Source organism: Cutibacterium nasicola (assembly GCF_051303185.1).
In the GTDB taxonomy this organism is placed as follows: Bacteria; Actinomycetota; Actinomycetes; order Propionibacteriales; family Propionibacteriaceae; genus Cutibacterium.
In genome coordinates, this window is record NZ_JBPPGE010000002.1 from 116,740 (window position 1) to 137,439 (window position 20,700).

Consider the following 20,700-nt stretch of genomic DNA (forward strand, 5'->3'; position numbering starts at 1 on the left):
GGCTGATTGCGTAGTGTGGGAACATCCCGATAAGTCGTCATCACCCCTTGTCATCGATAGGAGCACAGCCGTGACCCACGAGTACGTCAACAACGGATCCGACATCTACCGCGAGTCCTTCCGCATCATTCGTTCCGAGGCGAATTTGGATCGCTTCCCCACCGACGTCGAGGGAGTCGTCGTCCGGATGATTCACGCTGCTGCGGATCCCGCCATCGCTGACGACATCGCTTTCACACCAGGTGTGGTCAAGGCCGCCCGCAAGGCCTTGGGTAACGGTGCCCCGATCCTGTGCGACTCCTCCATGACGGCCACCGGAATCATCCGGTCCCGTCTGCCCCGTGACAACGAGACGATCTGTTACATCAAGGATCCCCGCTTGGCCGACATCGCCAAGGCCAAGAACATGACGAAAACCTGCGCCGCGGTGGACCTGTGGGCCGAGGAGGGCAAGCTCGACGGGGCCATCGTCGCCATCGGCAACGCCCCCACCGCCTTGTACCGGGTGCTCGAGGTGTGCGAGGAGACGGGTGCCTGCCCGGCAGCCGTCGTCGGCATCCCTGTCGGGTTCGTCGGTGCAGCCGAGTCCAAGCAAGCCCTTGTCGACTCGCCCCTGGACTTGGAATACCTCACCTTGTTGGGACGACGTGGCGGCTCAGCGATCGCAGTGGCCGCCGTCAACGCCATTGCATCGACCGACGAGCTGACCAACAACCATCGCTGAGAAGCCCCTCACCAGAGCATCGCAGTGGGGCTGAAACCGGCGTCGCCCAGCAGCCGCATCTCACCATCCCAGCCAGGCTCCGTAACTCGCCTGTCCGGAGATCTGCACCCCTGCTCGCCGTCGTCATGGTCAACGACAACCACGTCAACGTCACAGACACCGCACCTGTGAAGCCAAGGGGTACCGAAGCGGCGCAGCTACCTCTCAGCCCTCGTGCCCGGGCACGGAGGCCGGAATCTTCAGCTGGGGTTTGATCGACGACTGGGGTTCCAACCCCCACTTCTCCAGGCTGACCCTCAGGTGCTCGGCGGCATCGATGTTGAGCGGACCAGAGGTCCACATGGCGTAGGGAAGGTTGAGGTAGCGCTTCTTCTTCACCGCATCCAGGTTCTTGGTCGCCGGATTCGATTCCAAGATCTTGATCTTCTCGCTGTAAGGCTGAGCGTCGTAGTCGACGAAGGCGATGGCGTCCGGGTTCATCTTCGCCACCTTCTCCCAGCCGATGCGCACCCAGGTGTCATTGACGTCATGGGCGCCGTTCTGCGCACCCGCCGCGTTGATGATGGCTTGTGGGCCGCCCTTGCTTCCGCTGGTGAAGACGGTGTCCTTGGCGGAGTCGAAGAGCAGCACCGTCGGGGTCTTCTTGGCCTTCGGAGCCTTCTGAAGGGCACCAAGACGATCATCCATGTCCTTCACGGCCTTCTTGCCGGTGTCCTCGTGCCCAGTGAGGATGGCGAGATTGGTGATGTCGGTACGCACCGCATTCCAAGGATCCATGACGCCGCGGGCGCTCTGGCCGTCCTTCTGTCGACAGGACTCGGTGAGCAGATAGCTGTTGATGCCCTTGCCGTGCAGATTGTCGGGGGTGAGATTGTTCGCCTCGGAGAATCCGTAGTCCCAGCCGGCGACGACGACGTCGGGCTTGTTGGCGATGATCGACTCGAGCGTCATGTAACCCTTGACGCCCTCGTGCAGACTGTTGATGGTGTCGGCCCCGTACTTGGCAGTGAGGATCTCCTTGTCCCGGCCCATCGAGCTCACTGCGGCGATCTGTTTGCGTGCCCCGGCGCTCAGCGTCATGGCGATGATGCTGCCGTCATTGACGTAGAGGCGTTCGGCATTCCTGGGGTAGGTGACCTTCTTACCGCAGTTGGTCACGGTGACTTCGCCGGAGTCCTTGGCGGAGTCGCCGCTCTTGGGAGTGGACCCACTGCCGCAGGCGGTGAGTCCCACGGCCAGACAGGCGGCCATGACGACGGGTAGGAATTTGGTGGACATTTCAGTTTTCCTCTCTGATGAGTTCAGGCAGCGGCGCAGTGCACACGAGCTCCTGGCTGCCATCGGGGGTGGTGACATGGTGTGCGACGACGTGGAATGCCGTCGCGACGTTCGATGGGCTGAGCGCCTCACGGGCCGGACCTGCAGAGAGCACTCCGCCATCCGCCAGGACGACGACGTGGTCGAAGTGGGCTGCGGCCATGCCCAGATCGTGGATGGTGGCGACCACCGTCCGACCGCTGGCGCGCAGCGTGTCCAGCAGCATGAGTTGGTGGCGCACGTCGAGGTGATTGGTCGGCTCGTCGAGCATGATGAGGTCTGCACCCTGGGCCAGGCCACGGGCGATGACGGCGCGACGCCGTTCACCGCCGGACAGGTGGTCGCAGCGACGATCGATGAGGTGGTCAAGTCCGACCAAGGCCAGGGAATCCCGGATGATCCTTCGCTCGGAACGCTGCCCCACCTGCCACGGCTTGCGATGCGGAGTACGTCCCAGCGCAACCATCTCACCCAGCAGGAGGTCTGGCGATGGCGACTCCTCCTGCCCGACGAAGGCCATGAGCCGAGCACGTTTCATGGGGGTGTAGTCGGTGACGGAGGTGCCGTCGAGCAGGACGTCTCCGGAATTGAACTGACGCACCCCGGCGATGGATCGCAGCAGAGTCGACTTGCCGACTCCGTTGACGCCGACGATGGCGGTGAGCTCCCCCGGCTCGGCGGTGAAACTGACGTCGTCGACGATGATGCGGTCGTTGATGCGGCACTGGACGTTGCAAACTTCGAGACGTGTCATGACTCACTCGAGAATCGGTACTGGCTGCGCCCCATGAGGTACAGGAAGATGGGAGCGCCGATGAACCCGGTGACGACGCCGAGAGGCACCTCCTGTGGTGCCGCGATGACGCGGGCGCCGACGTCCACCCACAGCAGGAAGAGACTGCCGATGGCGGCGGCGACGGGCAGCATCGACCGGTGACTGGCTCCCACGAGCAGCCGTGACATGTGGGGAATGACGAGTCCGACGAATCCGATGCCGCCCGAGACCGCCACGAGCACCCCGACGAGTACCGAGTTGCCGACGAACAACGCCTTACGCACCCTGGTGTCGGGGATGCCGAGGGATCGAGCGACGTCGGTGCCAGCCGCCAGGGCATCGAGCCAACCCGAGAAGGCGATCATGAGCACCACGGACAGAGCGGTGACGATGGCTGCCACCCACAAACTGTCCCAAGTGGCACCGGACACCGATCCCAGCATCCAGTACAGCACCGACTGCGCCGCGCGCGGGTCCGAGCTGCGGAAGACGAGGAAACTCGCCAGTGCCGAGAATGCCGCAGAGAGCACGACGCCCGAGAGCACCAGCCGCAGCGGCGTCATGCCGCCCTGGGCCATGGAGATGAGGTACACCAGACCGGCGGCGCCCAATGCCCCCACCAAGGCTCCGATGGTGAGCCGGTGAGGGCCCCAGGAGGCAAACATCCCCAGGGCGATGACCGCGGTGGCCCCCACACTCGCACCGGCCGAGACACCCAGCAGGTAGGGGTCGGCAAGCGGGTTGCGCACCAGGGTCTGCATACCGCTTCCGGCCAGGGCGAGTCCGGCTCCGACGATGATCGCCAGCAGTGCCCTGGGGGCACGCAGGTCCCAGACGATGACATCGATCGTCGGGTCGGGGCCCGGCTCACCAGTGATCCTGGCACCAACCGTGTCAAGAACGCCACGCATTGGCAATGGTTCCGAACCAATGGTCAGCGAGACGACGGCGCTGACGACGATGAGCACGACGAGGATGATCACCAGGGGTGCCACCCGCAACCGGCGGTCACGCTCGGCCGACCGTCTCGAGGAAGGCATAGCTGTTCCTTCTGGGTGCGAGGACCTTGATGCGAGGCCCGAACGACACAAGTCATACATGGGGTCTTCGGACTTCGGATCACTCTCGGTCGGCCCTTCCCAGGATCACTCCCAGTGGTCTTGCCGACGTCGTCACCGTCACCGCTGCGCAACAGTCCCGGATTCTCACCGGATTCACTGCGGCCTCATCGGGGCCGCACCATGTATGCGAGACAGGCTAGCACCTGTGACACGCACTTCGCGACGTGCCGTCCGCCAGCCCCTTGTCACAGACATGCCGGATCGCGTGCGGCACACGCCTCGGAACCCACCGAGCGCAATCGACGGGGTACTTCGCACCCGCGTGGTAATTCAGTTCGGCAAGGTACCTCGTGCCACACCAGGTGACAGACACCACGACTCCTGACACATCTGCCACAGAGACGAACGGACCACAACACCGCCACCGACAGGATCTCCATACCGCGCAGAGCTCCCCACACTGCGAAAAGTTGTGCTCCCGCCGCCGCTTCATGCCTGGAGTACAACTTTGTGGCTGAAAAATTCTGCTCAACAGCACAAGCGCGAGGGTAAGCACAATTTTCTCGACTGGTTCAGCAGCCAGAACCACAGGGAGCAGCCTCGAAGACTGCACCCAGACACCCAATCCGAGGGTGCAAGTACAATCTTTCGGTCAAAAAGTTGTGCTCCACCGCCCCGAAAGGGGAAGTGCACTTAGCTTTCCGGTGTACCGGAACACGCTCTGCCTGACCAGGAACTTGGCGAGATGGATCATAAGGACTGAAAAAGTCAGGATGCCTCGTCACCTGTCCACAGGTAGTGAAATCCGCGACCTGCCATTGCCTCTGACGAAGGCTGCAGTACTCCGTCAGCCATGAGATCCTTGAGGACCTGTCCGACGTTGGAAGCCCACACATCCAGGATGACGCCCAATTCTGTCGTACTGATACGCCCTCGATGCCGGGCATATTGACGAGCCGTCACTGCTCTACTAGGCACTGAACGCTTCAAACCGCGATTCGCATATTCCATGTCCAGCTGCTTGTTTGCTCTCTTGGAGAGGGTAAACGCGGGGAGGACTTCGTCGGGAACGCCGCGGATGGGCTTCAGCAAGGGTTCGCCATCACACTCCGTCTGCCGTAGAAGCTCAAGAGTTTCGTGAACTTCCTCGACGGGGACTTGCAGGTAGGGAGCAAGAATGTCCTCGTCGATCCAGAGATGATCAGTGAGGAAACGCATAACCATCAAAGTGCGGAGATTTTGCATGAGCTCGGGAACATCCATACCAGTGAGCCACGATGTCCATGCCACGTCAGGATCGACACCGGAAAGCGTCGTCACCACATAGGGACCGTCAATTTCCCGAATGGTCGGCATGCGAAGCCCCCGGCGAAGCAAATCACCAACCATACGGTCAACTCCGATACCTTCACGTTCTGCAATTCGAAGTGATGCCAAGAGCTCAGTGAGAGCAACGTTTCTGGACGTCGATGGGTGGGTGATGATGTTCTCAGCCGTCACACCTCCGAAGAATCCTCCGGGGCTGGTAACTCGCAAGACGGCTCCATTGTGCTCGATGAGCGTTGCATCGGGCAGCCCCCATTCACGATGAGCCAACCCATTGACGATGGCCTCACGAATGGCACGTTCCGGCAGCTGGCGGACCTGCCCCTCGACAAGTCCCGAAGACACATGCGATAAAGGGTTGTACGCCCGCGCGACGGCGAACACCCGTTGGAGCTGCTCAAGCAGTGATACCCCACCAATACGTACTCGGTCACCGCTGTCCTGACCGGGCATGTCACGACGTATGTAGTCAAGGCATGGCTCGGGACGCCCCACAAAGACCAGAGCAGCAGCATTGGTGAGCTTGCCCTCACCATCAATGGCGTTCAACCGGGACAGCAACTCACGACTCGTACAGTTGGCCAATTCCACCGCCGCCTCGTCGGTGCTGGCTTGGAGGAAGGCGCGTGCTGCGTCAAGGGCAGCAGGTCGCACTTCCTCCAGGCTCACGTTTGAGAACTGCGCCGACCAGTCGTAGCGGATAGAGTACTGATGGCGGTGGTGCCATGACGTTGCGTCGATCTCCTCGCAATGATCACCAATCCGCCAGCGGATCTTTCCCTTGACCTTGATCGGTTCCAGCGCGGTGGGTGATCTGACGATCAACAACCTGGCATCGTGAACGTGGACTTCTCGGACGTCAACAGTCAACGCGCGAGAGGTGTGCTCATAGATCTTCCTCCGCAACCACTCGGTATCCAAGGATGTACCGATGAGCAATGGTCCATCATCCTTGTCATTGACTCCGACGATCAGAGCACCACCCCCAGGGGTGTTGGCCATGCACGCGGCTTCACCGGCAAGCTGCTCAGCGGCTCGTTCATCCTCACGTCGACCCAGTAGCAACTCACCGTGCTTGCCTCGTCGACTGGAATCCTCCTTGAAGTCAAGATACTTGCATTCCGGGACCCGGTGCCCTGCGTCCAAGTGCTCCAGCGCAGCGTCGATCTCAACTGCAATCGGGTCTGGCCCGAAAGTTGTTCCCATGTGAGCAGTCTACTTCCAGCTACAAGTTTGTGCCCAGAAACTTTTAACCAGGCATCCAGTCCAGACATTGAGTATAACTTTATGACTGAAAAGTTATGATCAAGCTCAGCGACGAGGAGTGCGCACACATTTTCGATGGATCTGACGTCCCCTCACGATTGGGGAGACAACTGGCTGGCATGTTGAGACAACATGAGCCAACACAGCGGGGCGGCGGATGATTCAGTGCGGTATTTCGGTTCGGCAAGGCACCTCGTGCCACGCCAGGTGGCGAACCCCACGATCCCTGGCACATCTGCCACGGGGTCGCTGGACCACGACCCGCTCGGCAGACCGGACCACCACCTCACCCGGGCCCGCGCACACTCTCACTTACACTGCAAACAACAGTGCAAGTAACGAACATCGGGCAACGTGCCAAAGATGGCGGAGACGCTATTCGCGAACATGCCCAATGGCGGCACAGTCATCCTCGGGGTGGACGAAGCAAACGGTCGGTTCGACGTGGTGGGCGTCAAGGACATCGCAACAACGGAGGCGGGTATCGCAACACAGGCCAGGGATGCCGTCCAAGCATCACCGCATCTGGATTTTCAGACATTCACCATTGACGGCAGACAGGTGGAGGTTCTCCATGTGGACGAACAGATCGACTACGACTTGGCCGCTGCCAGGGGACGTGTCGTTGACGACCTGGAACCTGAGCTGGTGGAGTCGTATCTGACGACAGTACGCACCAGTGACCGACGATTGCGCGACCATGCTGACGAGCGAATCCTGCGGACGACGAACATGCTGACAGCATCAGGGAGAACCAACGTTGGCAGGACTGTATGCCCTGGGTGACTATCCGCAGGGGCACTACCCGGCGCTCATGTGGCGTCAACATGACGACTACGAAGCGAAGACAGCGAGGCCCTCACCGGGCCCCAAAGATCTTCGGTCCCAACCCGCAACGAGGAGCACGTACTCGCTACACTCGTCGCAGGGGAGAGCACTGACGATCCACGAACTTGCAGACTACGCGGGACTGACAACTGGTCAGGTGCGTTACGCTCTGGCGTTGCCGCTCAAGGAAAGACTCGTCGTCATGGATGGCCGCCAAGGTGCCCGGACGACCTGCTACCGAATCCATACCGTATGCTGAACCATCCACACCTTCACTCACACTGCAACGCTTGCAGTGTGAGTTGCAGTCTGGCGACCCACCCGCCAGGCCTGGAACACATGTGAACGGCGTGGAGCTGGGCACCAGAACAGACACAGTCGGGAAACGGGGGCGCCTGCAGCTGGCTCACCCCCAACGCTTGGGGGGTGCCACGGGGGACGGAGTATCGCTGACCGTACGGGCCAGCCACATGGGGGGACCGGCACACGGCCTCAGCCCCAGAAGGATTCACCCTCCCAGGTTCCCAGCGATACCACCGGTACGACCTGACCGGAGATGATCGACCCCTCGTGGGGAACCCGTGGGAGGTTCGCCGGGGCGGCCAACGTCATCGGGATCGAGGTGTCACCGACAATCCGGTACCAATCGACGTCGGTGAGTTCATTGGTGCGCTTCTCGACCCGCTTGCAGACCATCGTCATCTCGGCGACGGCGCTGGCCTCCCCGCGAGTGGCGCGACCGGCATTAATCTCCATCAGCCACGGGCTGATCAGGGTTCCGACGGCGAACTGCAGATCACCGGTACCGCCCAGAGACCCCTCGTGAGAGCGTCCGTACTCCTCCTCGGACTCGAAAACCCGCAGCATCTGATTGGCGACGGCGCCCACCCTCAGATGCTCGATGAAGCGTGGGGTGTCGTCACCGGGTTCGGGGCACAGCGGTATCTCAACCGGGTCGTCAACATTGGCCAGGAAGCGCGCCAGGTGCTTGCGGTTGGCGGCGGGCAGCTTGAGCACCGACTCCCCGGTGAGCATGGATGCCAAGTTGGCGTGGGAGTAGATGTCGACCAGTGCCACCGTCGAGCTGAACCGCACCAGATCGGCGGGGTGAGTCGTCGGGGCGACGAGGGAGGCCATCGTCTCGATCTCGTCGCGATCCTTCTGCTTCATGAGCGCCAGCCGCGCCCCGGACGGATCGGTGTAAGCAGCCAGCAGGTCGAACCCTCCGACGTCCTCCACCCCGACAGCACCAGCCTCAGCCGCGGAATTGACGAGGACGTCGAGATCGGGGGCGTCGAAGCCCAGGGCATGTAGGTCATGGGAGATCACCCGACGATGATAGGCAGGAAAGCCCTGAACCGTCATCGTCGGGGAATCCCTCCTCGACAGATTCAGCCCTGCAAGGCTCGCAGCACCTCGTCACGCAGCTTGGCGGAGCGACGCGGGGTACGGTCGCCGACGACGCTGACCGTCATGCCACCAGCCCTCTCGGTGGCCGGGGTGAAGGCACTGCCCTTGCGTCCCTTGTCACCACGCACACAGAAGACGCCGCGCTTATCGGCCTCCTCGGCCACCAAGGCGTTCACCTCGGGATCGTTGGTGAGGGCCTGGACGAACCAGACGCCGTCAAGATCCTCGACCTGGAAGGCGCGACGCTCCAGGTCCACCAATCCCTTGCGGGACATCCGCGTGAGCTGGATACCGGAGTTCGGGGCGACGACGTGGACCTCGGCCCCGGCCTCGAGCAGCCTCACGACGCGGCGTTCGGCAACGTGCCCGGCACCGACGACCAGAACCTTGCGGCCCTGCAGACGCAGACCCGTCATGTAAACCGGGGCTCCCTCCCCCAGGCCCACCTCGTCAAGGGGTTCTCGGTAGCGATCGACGACGACGTCAGCGACCTCGTCACAGTCACCGATGACCGGGGCGATGCGGATCTCGACGCCGGGATGGCTGGCCTGCCAGGCCTCCACCTGCTCGGTCATCCACACGTGCAGCAGCCCCGGGAAGAGGAAATTGCCCTGCACGACGATCTGATCGGCACCCTGGGCAGCCAGGGCGGAGAGGGCCTCGGGAACCGACGGACGGGTCACCTGGATGAAGGCCGGTTCAACCCGGTCAAGGTCGTTCTCCTCCCAGAACATCCTCGTCAGGGTGTAGTGGGAAGCGTTGGCATCGGGCACGAGAGCTCCGCGTCCCACCAACACCACGGCCGTGTCGCGGGAACGCCACTCCTCGCGTCCCTCACCGGCAGCGAGGGTCTCGGCGAGACGACGGTTGAGGGCCTTGCGCATCCGCACGTCCGGCAGCAATGGGGCGGAATACATGACGCGTGCGTCCCCACGGCCCTCGTCGATGGCCTCTGGAATGTCCTCCCGGACGTGACCGCCGGTGTTGAACATCAACGGAACGACGACGGCGGCTGCCGGGTCCTCGTCACCGTCAGCGCCCTCGGGAACCTCCGGTGTCTGGGCGACGGCGGCACGGACGGCGTCCGGGATGCTGGGCTCGGCGAGCTCGACGAACCCCAGCTCGACCGGGATGCCGGGCAGTTTGCCGGCGATGCGCTCGGCCAGGGCGCGACACTCGGCCACGCCGGACTCGTCACGGGTGCCATGTGCTGCGATGACCAGCGGGGTCCCACTGGCGAGTGGATCGGTCATTTCGACTCCTTCGTCTCGGCGTTCTTCTCGGACCCGGACATGCGGGTCGAGTGGACCGGCGGCTTGGACAGGTAGGTCTTCTCGTCAGCCTTGGGCAGGTCCTTGTGCGTGTAGTTCTTGCGAGCCTCACCGGTGACGTGGCCGTCCATCCAGTGGTAGTCACGTGGGGTGACCATGAGGCGTCGTCCGTCTCCGGAGCTCACGTACTTGGTCGTCGTCGAACCCACGACGACAAGGGTCGTCATGCCGACCCATTCGGGCTTGAACTCCTCGAGGGTGGACATGATCACCTCCTGCTGACGACGCTCGGCATGGGAGACGATCGCCACCGGGGTGGACGGCGGACGGTGCTCAGCCATGATCGCCAGGGCGTCGGGGAGCTGATGGGTTCGGGTACGTGAACGCGGGTTGTAGAAGGTGGTGACGAGATCCCCCTCGGCAGCCGCTCTCACCCTCTTGAGGATGAGATCCCAGTCGGTGTGCAGGTCCGAGAGACTGATCGTGGCGTGATCATGGCCCAGCGGAGCACCGAGGATCGCCGAGATGGCGAGCTCGGCGGTGACACCGGGAACGATCTCGACGTCGATGCCATCGGTGCCCATCTCCAGGGTCGGGGAGGCCATGGCATAGATGGCCGGGTCGCCGCCGCACACGAAAGCCACGTTGCGACCGTCGCGGGTCGCGTCAATGGCCGCCTGGGTGCGCTCCTCCTCGGTGCCCATCTTGGTGGCCAGGATTGTGGCACCCGGACGCACCAGGTCGCGGATCTGACGGACGTAGGGGGCATAACCCGCTATGAAGGTGGCATTGCGGATGGCATCGACGGCGCGCGGGGTGAGAAGATCTCGCGAGCCGGGCCCGAGGCCGACGACCGAGAGGTGACCACGAGCCGGGATGCGACCGACGGCGCAGGTGGCCTCGGGAGTCTTGGTCTTGTGGACCAGCAGCTCGGCTCCCTGGCACAGCACGGCAGCCTCGCTGACACTCGGTGTGCCGACCTCGCGTGCGACGACGTCGGAGGGAGTCGGGACATCCTGGGCGGCCAGCTCCTCCGCGGACTCGGTGCGGTAATCGACGCCGAGCTGATTCGCCAGCTTCACGAGACCGAGCTCACCGGCCTTGACCTCGTGGGAGACCAGACGAGTGACCGATCCAAGAGCCAGACCGTTGTCAGCGAGGGTCTTCTCGAGAAGCTCTCGCAGCGGTTCGACCTCGGTGCCCTTGTTACATCCCATCCCGACGACCAGGCAGTTCGGGTGCAGGACGACGGTGGGCAGGTCGTCACCATGGTCAGTCCGAATTCGCTCTGCGACCCGCTCGGAGACGATGATTCGGGCGACCGGGGATTCAGCATCCTCGGTGACGTTCTTGGGCAGTGGGGGCAGCGGCCAGGGCTGTTCGCGGATGACCAGCACCGGGCGTCCGGCGATGATCGATCCGGTCACCCCGGCGACGTCACCCTCGTAGGCCCAACCGAGCTGATCGAGGGCCGGGACACCGAGGGAGTCGGTGGCGGTGGACACGACGGCGGTGCCGCCGAGAGCCTCGGCGATGGTGCGGGAGAGCTCGTTGGCCCCACCGACGTGGCCACCCACCAATGGGATGGCGAAACGGCCGGCCTCGTCGACGACGACCACACCCGGGTCGGTCTTCTTGGACTCCAGCAGCGGGGCGATGATGCGCGTCGTGGCACCCAGGGCCAGGTGGGAGACGATGAGGTCGCACTCGCCCCAGGCCGCCGCCAGCCCGGTGCGGGACGGTCCGACGTACTTCTTGGTCTCGCGCTTGAGCACGTGGTCGATGGCCTCGGCGTGGGCCGCCGCGGCGTCGGAATTGATGATCTGTCCGATGATCGGGTCACGGTCCGAGCCGTCCGGGTTGGTGTCGACGCCGGGCTGGGGGGCCTCGGGAGCATTGACGTTGACGTCACCGGCCAGCTCCGGGTTGATGCCCAGGGCCGCCGGGGAGTCCGGATGATGCTCGAGGACCAGCACGACGTTGGGGCTGAGGATGTCCGCGTCAGCAATGACGGCCCTGGCTGCTTCCTCGTCGAGGACACGCACCCGCTGGCCCTCCTCACCGATCTTCTCAGCGAGGACGAAGGTCTTGCCGCGACCCGCGAGCCCGTCGACCAATTCCGCCAGGCCTCGGTTGGGGGCTGTCAGCACGCCCACCTTGGGATGGATCTTGGCAAGCCGGATGGCGGTCTCGATGTCCTTGGAGTGTGAGGAGACGAACTGGGCGTCGTCCCAGGGCAAGGCCACGGCGGCGAAAGCAGCCTGCAAGGAGGTCGGGGCCGTCACGACCTCGACCTTGAGACCGGCCTGGCGGATACGTCGCACCACACCGAAGAAGAGCGGGTCACCGGAGGCGATGACAACGACGTTGGCGTCGTCGGGCAGGGACTGAACTCGCTCGACGGCAGGGCCGATGAGGCCGAGCTTCTGACGCTTCTCGTCGGGAACGTTGAGGGCGTCAAGGTGACGCTGACCTCCGACGACGAGGTCAGCATCGGCGACCTCCTGGCGCAAGGAGTCGGAAATGGTACCGAGATATCCGTGGACGCGAATCATGAATTGTCCTTCGTGTCGGAGTTCGTGGGGTTCTGGTCGTAGACGCCGCGAGTGCCGTGGGCCTTGAGGTCAGCGCGGGCCTGGGCGTCAGCTCCGCGGTATTCGTGACGGAAACCGGGGTGGTAGAGGTGGCTGCGAGTCTTGATCGGGCCCTCTGCCAGGGCCGGTCCGACGAGGACGACGGCGTGCTTCCACAGCTTGTGGTTGCGCATCGTCTCCGAGAGGTGGGCCAGGTCGCAGCGGAACATGATTTCCTCGGGCCAGCTGACCGCGTACCCGATGATGCAGGGAGTCTCGGGCAGGTAGCCTCCCTCCAGCAGGGCATCCTGAAGAGCCTTGTTACGGGCCGCGGAAAGGTAGATCGCCATTGTCGCACCGTGACGGGCGAAGGAGGCGACGGTTTCCCCGTCGGGCATGGGGGTCCGCCCGCCCTCCAGTCGGGTGAGGACGAGTGACTGGGATACCTCTGGGACGGTGATCTCGACGTCCATCCGGGCGGCAGCGGCCGAGAAGGCCGAGATGCCCGGGATGGTCTCGAAGTCGATACCGATGCGACGACACAGGTCGCGCTGCTCGGCGGTGGCGCCATAGATGGACGGGTCACCGGTGTGGACCCTCGCCACCACCAGCCCCTCGTCACGGGCGCGGGTGTAGAGGGGCTCGAGGTCCTCCAGCGGGATGGAGGCGGAGTCAATGAGCTCGGCTCCCGCCTTGTGACGGGCCACCATGTCGGGGTGAACGAGGCTGGAGGCCCAGATGATGATGTCAGCGGTCTCGATGACACGGGCTCCGCGCAGGCTCACCAGGTCCGGAGCGCCCGGTCCGGCACCGACGAAAACGACCCTGCCTGCTCCCTCGGGGATCTCCCGCCACGGTACCGGAGGCGGCTCGATGGCGTTGTGGTCCAGATCCTCCAAGACCCTCTCAGAGGCGTGCTGAGTGGGTCGTGCAGCTTGAGGTTCGTTCACAGTTTTCCTCCCGTGATGGTGCGCTCTGGAGTGGTGAGGACGGTCGAGAAGTACGGCAGAGCCTGAGTATCAGCGACCTCACCGAGGGTGACGATCTGCTCGGACTCCAGCGTGACGTCGGTGCCGATGACAGCCTGACGATCCCGCTGCCGCAGCTGCTCGACAACGTCTGGGAGTTTGCGTCCCCCCTTGTAAATCGCCACTGAGTCGACGAGGTCGAGGACCTGGCCAAGTTTTTCCATCCCGACGGTGGCCGGGACGAGGGCCAGGACCTCCTTGCCCTCCACCAGCGGGCGCCCGGACGCCGCCGACAGGGCCTGCATGGCGGTGATACCTGGGCTCAGCTCGACGCTGACGTCGGGGAGTCTCTCCTCGACATTGGCGCGCAGGTAGGTGAAGGTGGAGAAGACCGTCGGATCGCCGACGGTGGCCAGGGCGACAGTGCGAGCCCCTTCGTCGAAGGCCGTGATCGCCGCATCGGCGGATACCTGCCAGGAGGCCCTGCGCTTCTCGCCGACACCAGACCTCTCCCGCATGGAGAAGGGGATGCGCTTGATGCGCTCGACGATCTCCGGGGCGACGGCAGTGATGATGGTCTCGGCACGTCCGGGACCGTCGGTGGTGGCCTCGGTGTAGGGCACGAGGATGACATCAGCCTCGCGCAGGATGCGCACGGTTCTCAGGGTGACCAGCTCTGGGTCACCCGGCCCCACTCCGACCCCGATGAGGGTTCGTCCCGACTTGTGGTCAGGATGTACAGGGGCATAGCTCATGACGGCCTCCTCAGGTGTCCTCGCCCGATGACGTGCGCAACGAACCGTTCGAGTGTCTGGCTGCCATCACCGCGGCGATGGTCACAGTGGCGGGACCGCGCCGGACTCACACCGGCTTCCTCGAGATCGGTCGTTGTATCGATCCTCCCACATCGTGGCACCACACCACGACACGGCCGGGGTCAGCTCCCGCCTGCCAGGGAGAACAGACGGTCAAGACCGAGATGCTCCTCAACGGCGTCGGCCAGCACGTCGATCATCTGCTCGCGGCGCTGCCCATACCCGATGGCACCCTCCACCGGGCGCCACGCCGATCCGGCATGCTCGGCAGCCTCGGCCAGCCAGGCGCGCCGGAAATCGTCACATTCGAAGGCACCATGCCACATCGTCCCCCAGACACTTCCGACGCGGACTCCGTCGAGGAAGGGCTCCCCCGCCGACAGGTCGACATCCATTCGGCCGTGATGGATCTCGTAGCCGCCGACCTCGATCCCCCGCCAGGATCCGCTCGGGATGGCCAGGGTCTTGTCGGCACCGAAGGTCACCTCGACCGGCAGTAGCCCGAGTCCCTCGGTTCGCTCGGTCGGCGATTCCTGACCCTCGGGGTCGAGGATGAGGCGGGTGAGCATCTGGTAGCCGCCACAAATGCCCAGCACAGTGCGACCTTGACGGGCACGGCGGGCCACGACCTCAGCGATTCCGGTGGACCTCAGCCACTCCAGATCACGCACGGTGGACCGCGATCCGGGCAGGACGAGCACGTCGGCCAGTTCGCAGGTGTTGGGGTTGGTCGTCACCTGGACGTCGACCCCGGCCTCGGCGGCCATGGCGTCGACATCGGTGGCGTTGGAGATTCTCGGCAGCCGGACGACGGCAACCCGCAGATCGTCGGTGGAAACGGAGTTCCCGTCGTGACGCCAGCGTCCCACCTCCAACGCATCCTCACCGTCGAGCCACACCTCGGGGACCCAGGGCAGCACCCCAAAACTCGGCATTCCGGTGCGACGAGTGATCTCTTCCAGACCAGGAGCGAGAACGGACTCATCACCGCGGAATTTGTTGATGACGTACCCGGCCAGCAGGGAACGGTCCGCGTCGTCGAGCAGCGCCCAGGTGCCGAAGAGGCTGGCGAGCACCCCGCCGCGGTCAATGTCCCCGACGAGCACCACCGGCAGGCTCTTCTCCCTTGCCAGTCCCATGTTCGTGTAGTCACCGGCACGCAGGTTGATCTCGGCCGGGGAGCCCGCACCCTCGCAGATGACCATGTCGTGGGCGGCGGAGAGCTCGTCGTAGGCGGCCCATGCGGCTTCCGCGAGGTGACGTCGTCCGGTGGCGTACTGTCCCGCTTCCAGCACGCCTCCCGGCGTGCCACGCAGCACGATGAAGGAGCGACGATCGGTGCCAGGTTTGAGCAGCACCGGATTCATGGCTGATTCCGGAGTCACCCTGGCGGCGCTGGCCTGCAGGTACTGCGCCCGGCCGATCTCGGACCCGTCGGGGCAGACCATCGAATTGTTCGACATGTTCTGGGCCTTGTAAGGAACGACGTCGATCCCACGACGCCACGCGGCCCGGCAGAGGGCAGTGACGACCAGCGACTTCCCGGCGTCAGAAGACGTTCCGGCGACGAGGATTCCACTCATCTCACTTCTCCTTCGCGCTCGAGTCGTAACGACGAGGCAGGATGCCGCCGTAGAACCTGAGGTGGGCGATGGCCGCTACGCCGAGGCAGGCGGCAGCCGTCGCCATCCCGGTGACCCCGGTGACGAGGTCGGCAGCGTCCGCGACCTTCCGACCGTCCGGGCGTGCGCCGTCTCCCAGCAGGGGACGATCCTCGTGACGATTGCCGTAGTAGACATTGCGTCCGCCCAGTTGCACCCCGAGGGCGCCCGCCCAGGCCGACTCGCACCATCCCCCGTTCGGACTGGGGTGATGGCCATGATCACGCATCATGATCTGCACTGCCCGACGCCGGTCTCCCCCGACGGTGGGCGCCAGCAGGCAGGCGAACAGTCCGGTCAGCCGGGCGGCAGGGAGATCCAGCAGATCGTCAAGGTGGGCGGCAACCTTCCCGAAGTTCTCGTAACGCTCGTTGTGGTGTCCGATCATGGCATCGAGGGTGTTCGCCCCTCGATGTACCAGCATTCCCGGTACTCCGGCCACGGCTCCCCACCACAGGGATGCCACGGCGGCGTCGGCGGTGTTCTCGGCCATGGACTCCACGGTCGCCCGAGCCAGTTCCGGCTCGTCGAGCTGGTCGGCGTCACGGGAGCACAGGTGGGACAGCTGCTCGCGGGCCCCGGCCAGGTCGTCCTCGTCGAGCCGGACGTACATTCGCTGACCTTCGTCGGCCAGCGAGGTCGCCCCGATGACCGCCCAGGTCGTCGCAGCCGTCGTGATCACGCGCAGCATCGGGTGTTTCGCGGTGACCTTCTCGACCCCTGCCCCCAACAGGGCCAGAGGGACGAGACATGCAGCCACATGAGCACCGCCACGCGCGACGGAGTCGGCCCAGTCACGCTTCTCGAGGGCAGCGGCGGCATTGCCAAAGACCGCCACCGGGTGGTGTTCCTGCGGATCACCGAACAACCGATCGGCGACGACACCTACTCCCAGCCCCACTGCCCGGGCGGCCAACCCGAGCCCACGACGACGGTCACGATGACACAGCATGCCCACACCCTAGAGCAGCGGCCCGGACTGATGAGGAGAGGAGTCGCTGATGAAGGGTCCAGAGGGGATTGGTACCCGCCCCACGAAAGGACCGACCAGTGCGGCCCAATCCAGCAGGAGCCGACCGACACCTCATGCGGGGCTCTGGGTTGACGGCATGTGGTGACGGGCACCGGGACCGCACCACACGAGCAGCCACGAGTCGGAGGTTTGGTGTTGGTTCGACGCGGGGAGTGGGTGTCGGGCGCTTTCACGGTGCCTCCTTGAACTGCCTGCCACGGACCTGGACAATCGGTGGTTCCAAAAGCTGGGAGCACCTCCGCCTTCACAACCAGCCGCGTCTCCTGGCCTCGGCAACTGCCTGGGCCCGATTGACGCTGTTGGTCTTCGCGATCGCTGAGGACACGTGGTTACGGACCGTTCCGGTCGACAGGGAGAGCTTCCTCGCGATGACGGCGATCGGCTCCCCCGACTCCGCCTCCCGCAACACACCTCGCTCCCTCTCCGTCAACGGGTTGTACCCCTCCAGCAGGGACTCCGCGGCCAAGGATGGGTCGATGACGCGGCCTCCCTGATGAACCTTGCGCACTGCCTGGGCCAGTTCGGAGGCCGGGGTGTCCTTGACGACGAATCCCGCCGCCCCGGCATCCATCGCCCGGCGCAGGTACCCGGGGCGTCCGAAGGTGGTAACGATGAGAATCTTGACGTCAGCCCCAGCCAAGCGGTCCGCCACCTCGATGCCGTCCATTCCGGGCATCTCGATGTCGAGCAGCAGCACATCGGGACGGGTCTTCTCAACCGTCAGGACGACCTCGTCGCCACGACTGCACTGGCCGACCACCTCGATGTCGGGTTCCAGGGAGAGCAGAGCGACAAGGGCACCGCGTACCAAGGCCTGATCATCGGCGAGAACGAGTTTGATCGACTCGTCGGTCATAACACCACCACCTTGGTTCCCCGACCATTGTCCCCCGAACCGATGTCCAGCTGCCCACCGACGCCCTCGACCCGACGCCTCATCCCCGCCCGACCGGAACCTTCCTCGGCGTCGCCGACACCGATGCCGTCATCGATGATGCACATCCGGTCGTCGGACAGATCGATCCAACAGCACCTGGCCTGAGAGTGGCGGATGATGTTGGTGACGGCCTCACGCACCACCCATCCCCACACGGCGTCATGGTCGGACTCACCGGTCCGCTCGTCGCGGACCCGAAGGGAGATGCCAGCTGTCGTCAGGGCTGTCGCCGCGGTGGCGAGTTGGGAGTCCAGGTCAGCCTCGTTGAGGTCACTGACCAGGCCTCGAACCTGCGCCAGGGCCTCGCGAGTCAGGTTGTGCGTGTCCGCTGCCTGTTCCTTGGCAGCCTCCGGGTTGATGTCGATGAGTTTGCCGATGAGTTCGGCTTTCATGGAGATCACCGTCAGGCTCTGGCCGAGAAGGTCATGGACGTCGGAGGCGATCCTCTCCCGCTCGGCATAGGTGGCCTCGATCTTGTGCTGCTTGTTCTGCTCGAGTCGGTTGTTGCTCCACACCCGACTGATGCATCCGGCCAGCAGAATCATGGCCATTGACGGCAGTCCGATGAGCCACCACTGTCGCTGGTCGTCGATGATCCGGGCCACCAACAGCGCGGCGACCTCGAGCACGAGGATCATCAGGACTGCGGATGTCGACATTAGGAAGAGGGTGAAGGCCAGCGGAAAGGCGAACATCTCGACGGCCGCCGGCGGATCGACGAGGGCCACCCCGCCGTTGAGCAGGCATATCACGGCCAGAAATGCCCAGGGCCAGCGAGGCATCCAACGTCGCGAGAGCCAGGTCTCCAGCGTGTCGACCCCCAGCCAGAATCCCAACAGGTAGACCAGCACGAAGAGGCCGATGAGGACGAACCCGGTGACCCGCTGGGACCTCACGAGCTCGGGGTTGGCAGCTATGTGCTCGATGGGGTAAGCAAGGAAGATCGTCCAAATCCCGGCGTACAAGGTCTGCGTCCCGCGCGCGCCCCATATCGACAGCGAGCGTCTGGAGCGTTTGCGCATCGGCCTGTTCTCCTCCCAACTGGCCTCTCAGCAGTCCCTGTGACGGCGGGAGACCAGCCATGCCAACACGACGAAGACAACAGCCCACGCCACTGCGCTGATGATGGCACGGAAGAGGTCGACCTCGACCGGCCCCTGGGTCGTCATCTCGTATCCTCCCATGATCGGCCACCGCGGCAGCAGGTTGACACCCCACAGCGGGGTGAAGCGGGAGAGCTTGAGCATGAACCCGCCCAAGGGCATGAAGACATTGCCGAGAAAAGCGAAGGCCAGCACGAAGAAGGACACCAGGGAGGCAGCGTTCTCGTTGCGGATGAGTATCGCCATTCCAAGACCGAAGATGGTGTAGGGAACGCAGCACACCCATGCCAGGAGGAAGGTCCACAGCCATCCGATGCCGTCGATACGCGCACCCGAGAGGGCGCCGACGAGCAGCACGAGGGCCACCGGCACGGCCGCGACGACCTGGATCGAGACGATCTTGGTGACGAGGTAGTTCCACTGGGTCATCGGGGTGGTCGCCAGCTGCCGTCCCCATCCCGCCTGTTGCTCCAGAGCCGACGACGACCCCAGACCTGAGGCGGCGGTGGCAGTGCCATAGAGGGCCATCGACGCCATCACCGCGGCATTGACGTTTCCATGTGCCACCAGGATGGTGCCGTAGTCCTGGATTGCACCGAAGAGCACGTACATCGCGACCGGCATGACGAAGGCGAAGATGATGATCGACGGGGTGCGAACCATCCGCCGGATGTCGAGAAGGGAGTAGGTGATGTTCATGAGGCACTCTCCGCCCGGTCGATGCTCTCGCTGGTGAGTGAGAGGAATGCGTCCTCCAGAGTGGTGCGGGCGACCAGCACGTCGTGGGCCTCGGTGTGGTTGAGCAAATGGCGCACCAACTCGTCGGAGTCGTCGGTGGTGAAGGTGACGGTGTCGGACTTGATGTCGTAGTGGTTGACGTAGGGCAGGCGATCGAGGGTCGCGGGATCCACGTCGGGCCAGACGACGGTCACCGTCGAACCGGAGACCGACGCACGGATCTCGGCGATCGGTCCGTCTGCGATGATGCGGCCGTGGTTGATGAGGATGACCCGGTCGGCGAACTCGTCCGCCTCGGCAATGTAGTGGGTGGCGAAGATGATGGTGCGGCCGTCGTCAGCGGCCTTGTGCATCTGGGCCCAGAAGTGACGCCGTCCATCGACGTCGAGACCCATCGTCGGCTCGTCCAGAACCAGGAGATCCGGATCGGGCAGCATCGCCAGGGCGAAGCGCAACCGCTGTTGCTGACCGCCTGAACACTTTCCGACCTTCCGGGAGGCGAAATCCTCCAGCTCCCAGACCCGCATCTGCTCATCGATCCGGGAGCGCGGGAGCTTGAAGGTCGATCCGATGACTCGCAGGGTCTCGTGGACAGTGAAGTTGTCGAGCAGGCCACGGGTCTGTTGTACCGCCGAGACCCGGCCGGATCGGGCCCCCTCCTCGGCGTTCCGGCCCATCAACTCGACTCGGCCGGAGGTCGGGTCGGTGATCCCCAACAACATGTCGATGGTTGTCGTCTTGCCGGCGCCGTTGGGGCCGAGGAAGGCGACAACCTCCCCTTGCTTGATGGTGAAATTGATGTGGTCGACGGCCGTCAGGTGTCCTCCCTTGGCAGGGAAGGCCTTGACGAGATCCTCGACGACCACCGCTGTTTCGTTCATGCCTCCATGACAC

17 protein-coding genes and 2 riboswitches are annotated in these 20,700 nt (G+C 64.2%); of the genes, 2 read left to right on the forward strand and 15 right to left on the reverse strand.

Going from position 1 to position 20,700, the window contains the following annotated elements:
* Positions 1–70 precede the first annotated feature (70 nt).
* A complete protein-coding gene (locus ACSJJT_RS04365) occupies positions 71–724 on the forward strand; it encodes a precorrin-8X methylmutase (protein WP_334355084.1) in 654 nt (217 codons plus the stop codon).
* 204 nt (positions 725–928) lie between these two features.
* Here ACSJJT_RS04365 and ACSJJT_RS04370 read toward each other — a convergent pair whose 3' ends face one another.
* The 4 genes from ACSJJT_RS04370 to ACSJJT_RS04385 form a co-directional block, all read right to left on the reverse strand.
* A complete protein-coding gene (locus ACSJJT_RS04370) occupies positions 929–2,002 on the reverse strand; it encodes an ABC transporter substrate-binding protein (RefSeq protein ID WP_202724892.1) in 1,074 nt (357 codons plus the stop codon).
* Between the two features lies 1 nt (position 2,003).
* The gene (locus ACSJJT_RS04375) at positions 2,004–2,795 is read right to left on the reverse strand and encodes an ABC transporter ATP-binding protein (RefSeq protein WP_069101819.1); all 792 of its coding nucleotides are present in this window, start codon (positions 2,793–2,795) and stop codon (positions 2,004–2,006) included.
* Positions 2,792–3,811: a FecCD family ABC transporter permease gene (locus ACSJJT_RS04380; RefSeq protein WP_179856619.1), complete on the reverse strand. Its 1,020-nt coding sequence runs from the start codon at positions 3,809–3,811 to the stop codon at positions 2,792–2,794. The genes ACSJJT_RS04375 and ACSJJT_RS04380 overlap by 4 nt, the downstream gene beginning before the upstream one ends.
* An 88-nt stretch (positions 3,812–3,899) precedes the next feature.
* Positions 3,900–4,075: riboswitch (cobalamin riboswitch) on the reverse strand.
* A 570-nt stretch (positions 4,076–4,645) separates the two neighbouring features.
* On the reverse strand, positions 4,646–6,409 hold the full coding sequence (locus ACSJJT_RS04385; protein ID WP_435917153.1) for an RNA-binding domain-containing protein: 1,764 nt from the start codon (positions 6,407–6,409) through the stop codon (positions 4,646–4,648).
* Between the two features lie 423 nt (positions 6,410–6,832).
* Between ACSJJT_RS04385 and ACSJJT_RS04390 the strand changes: the two genes are divergently transcribed.
* On the forward strand, positions 6,833–7,255 hold the full coding sequence (locus ACSJJT_RS04390; protein WP_435917154.1) for an AlbA family DNA-binding domain-containing protein: 423 nt from the start codon (positions 6,833–6,835) through the stop codon (positions 7,253–7,255).
* A 534-nt stretch (positions 7,256–7,789) separates the two neighbouring features.
* Here the strand turns inward: ACSJJT_RS04390 and ACSJJT_RS04395 are convergent.
* The 11 genes from ACSJJT_RS04395 to ACSJJT_RS04445 all read right to left on the reverse strand — a co-directional run bounded on the left by ACSJJT_RS04395 (position 7,790) and on the right by ACSJJT_RS04445 (position 20,687).
* Positions 7,790–8,662: a VOC family protein gene (locus tag ACSJJT_RS04395; protein ID WP_435917155.1), complete on the reverse strand. Its 873-nt coding sequence runs from the start codon at positions 8,660–8,662 to the stop codon at positions 7,790–7,792.
* 26 nt (positions 8,663–8,688) lie between these two features.
* Positions 8,689–9,960, reverse strand: a complete 1,272-nt coding sequence (locus tag ACSJJT_RS04400) for a CbiX/SirB N-terminal domain-containing protein (protein ID WP_063279360.1) — start codon at positions 9,958–9,960, stop codon at positions 8,689–8,691.
* On the reverse strand, positions 9,957–12,533 hold the full coding sequence (cobJ, locus tag ACSJJT_RS04405; protein WP_063279361.1) for a precorrin-3B C(17)-methyltransferase: 2,577 nt from the start codon (positions 12,531–12,533) through the stop codon (positions 9,957–9,959). Before cobJ ends, ACSJJT_RS04400 begins: the two co-directional genes overlap by 4 nt.
* Positions 12,530–13,501: a precorrin-4 C(11)-methyltransferase gene (gene cobM / locus ACSJJT_RS04410; RefSeq protein ID WP_063810876.1), complete on the reverse strand. Its 972-nt coding sequence runs from the start codon at positions 13,499–13,501 to the stop codon at positions 12,530–12,532. Before cobM ends, cobJ begins: the two co-directional genes overlap by 4 nt.
* Positions 13,498–14,226, reverse strand: a complete 729-nt coding sequence (gene cobI, locus ACSJJT_RS04415; protein WP_428991949.1) for a precorrin-2 C(20)-methyltransferase — start codon at positions 14,224–14,226, stop codon at positions 13,498–13,500. Before cobI ends, cobM begins: the two co-directional genes overlap by 4 nt.
* A riboswitch (cobalamin riboswitch) is annotated at positions 14,213–14,440 on the reverse strand. (Overlaps the previous gene by 14 nt.)
* Positions 14,441–14,456: 16 nt before the next feature.
* Positions 14,457–15,917 (reverse strand): cobyric acid synthase, encoded by a 1,461-nt coding sequence (locus ACSJJT_RS04420; RefSeq protein ID WP_002549709.1) that lies wholly within the window; start codon positions 15,915–15,917, stop codon positions 14,457–14,459.
* Between the two features lies 1 nt (position 15,918).
* Positions 15,919–16,947: an adenosylcobinamide-phosphate synthase CbiB gene (gene cbiB / locus ACSJJT_RS04425; RefSeq protein ID WP_016667029.1), complete on the reverse strand. Its 1,029-nt coding sequence runs from the start codon at positions 16,945–16,947 to the stop codon at positions 15,919–15,921.
* Positions 16,948–17,272: 325 nt separating this feature from the next.
* On the reverse strand, positions 17,273–17,884 hold the full coding sequence (locus ACSJJT_RS04430; RefSeq protein ID WP_002549688.1) for a response regulator transcription factor: 612 nt from the start codon (positions 17,882–17,884) through the stop codon (positions 17,273–17,275).
* Positions 17,881–18,987: a sensor histidine kinase gene (locus tag ACSJJT_RS04435; RefSeq protein ID WP_063279365.1), complete on the reverse strand. Its 1,107-nt coding sequence runs from the start codon at positions 18,985–18,987 to the stop codon at positions 17,881–17,883. Before ACSJJT_RS04435 ends, ACSJJT_RS04430 begins: the two co-directional genes overlap by 4 nt.
* Before the next feature lie 27 nt (positions 18,988–19,014).
* A complete protein-coding gene (locus tag ACSJJT_RS04440) occupies positions 19,015–19,767 on the reverse strand; it encodes an ABC transporter permease (protein ID WP_063810873.1) in 753 nt (250 codons plus the stop codon).
* Entirely contained in the window at positions 19,764–20,687 is a 924-nt protein-coding gene (locus tag ACSJJT_RS04445; RefSeq protein ID WP_042842943.1) for an ABC transporter ATP-binding protein, read from the reverse strand. The genes ACSJJT_RS04440 and ACSJJT_RS04445 overlap by 4 nt, the downstream gene beginning before the upstream one ends.
* Positions 20,688–20,700 lie beyond the last annotated feature (13 nt).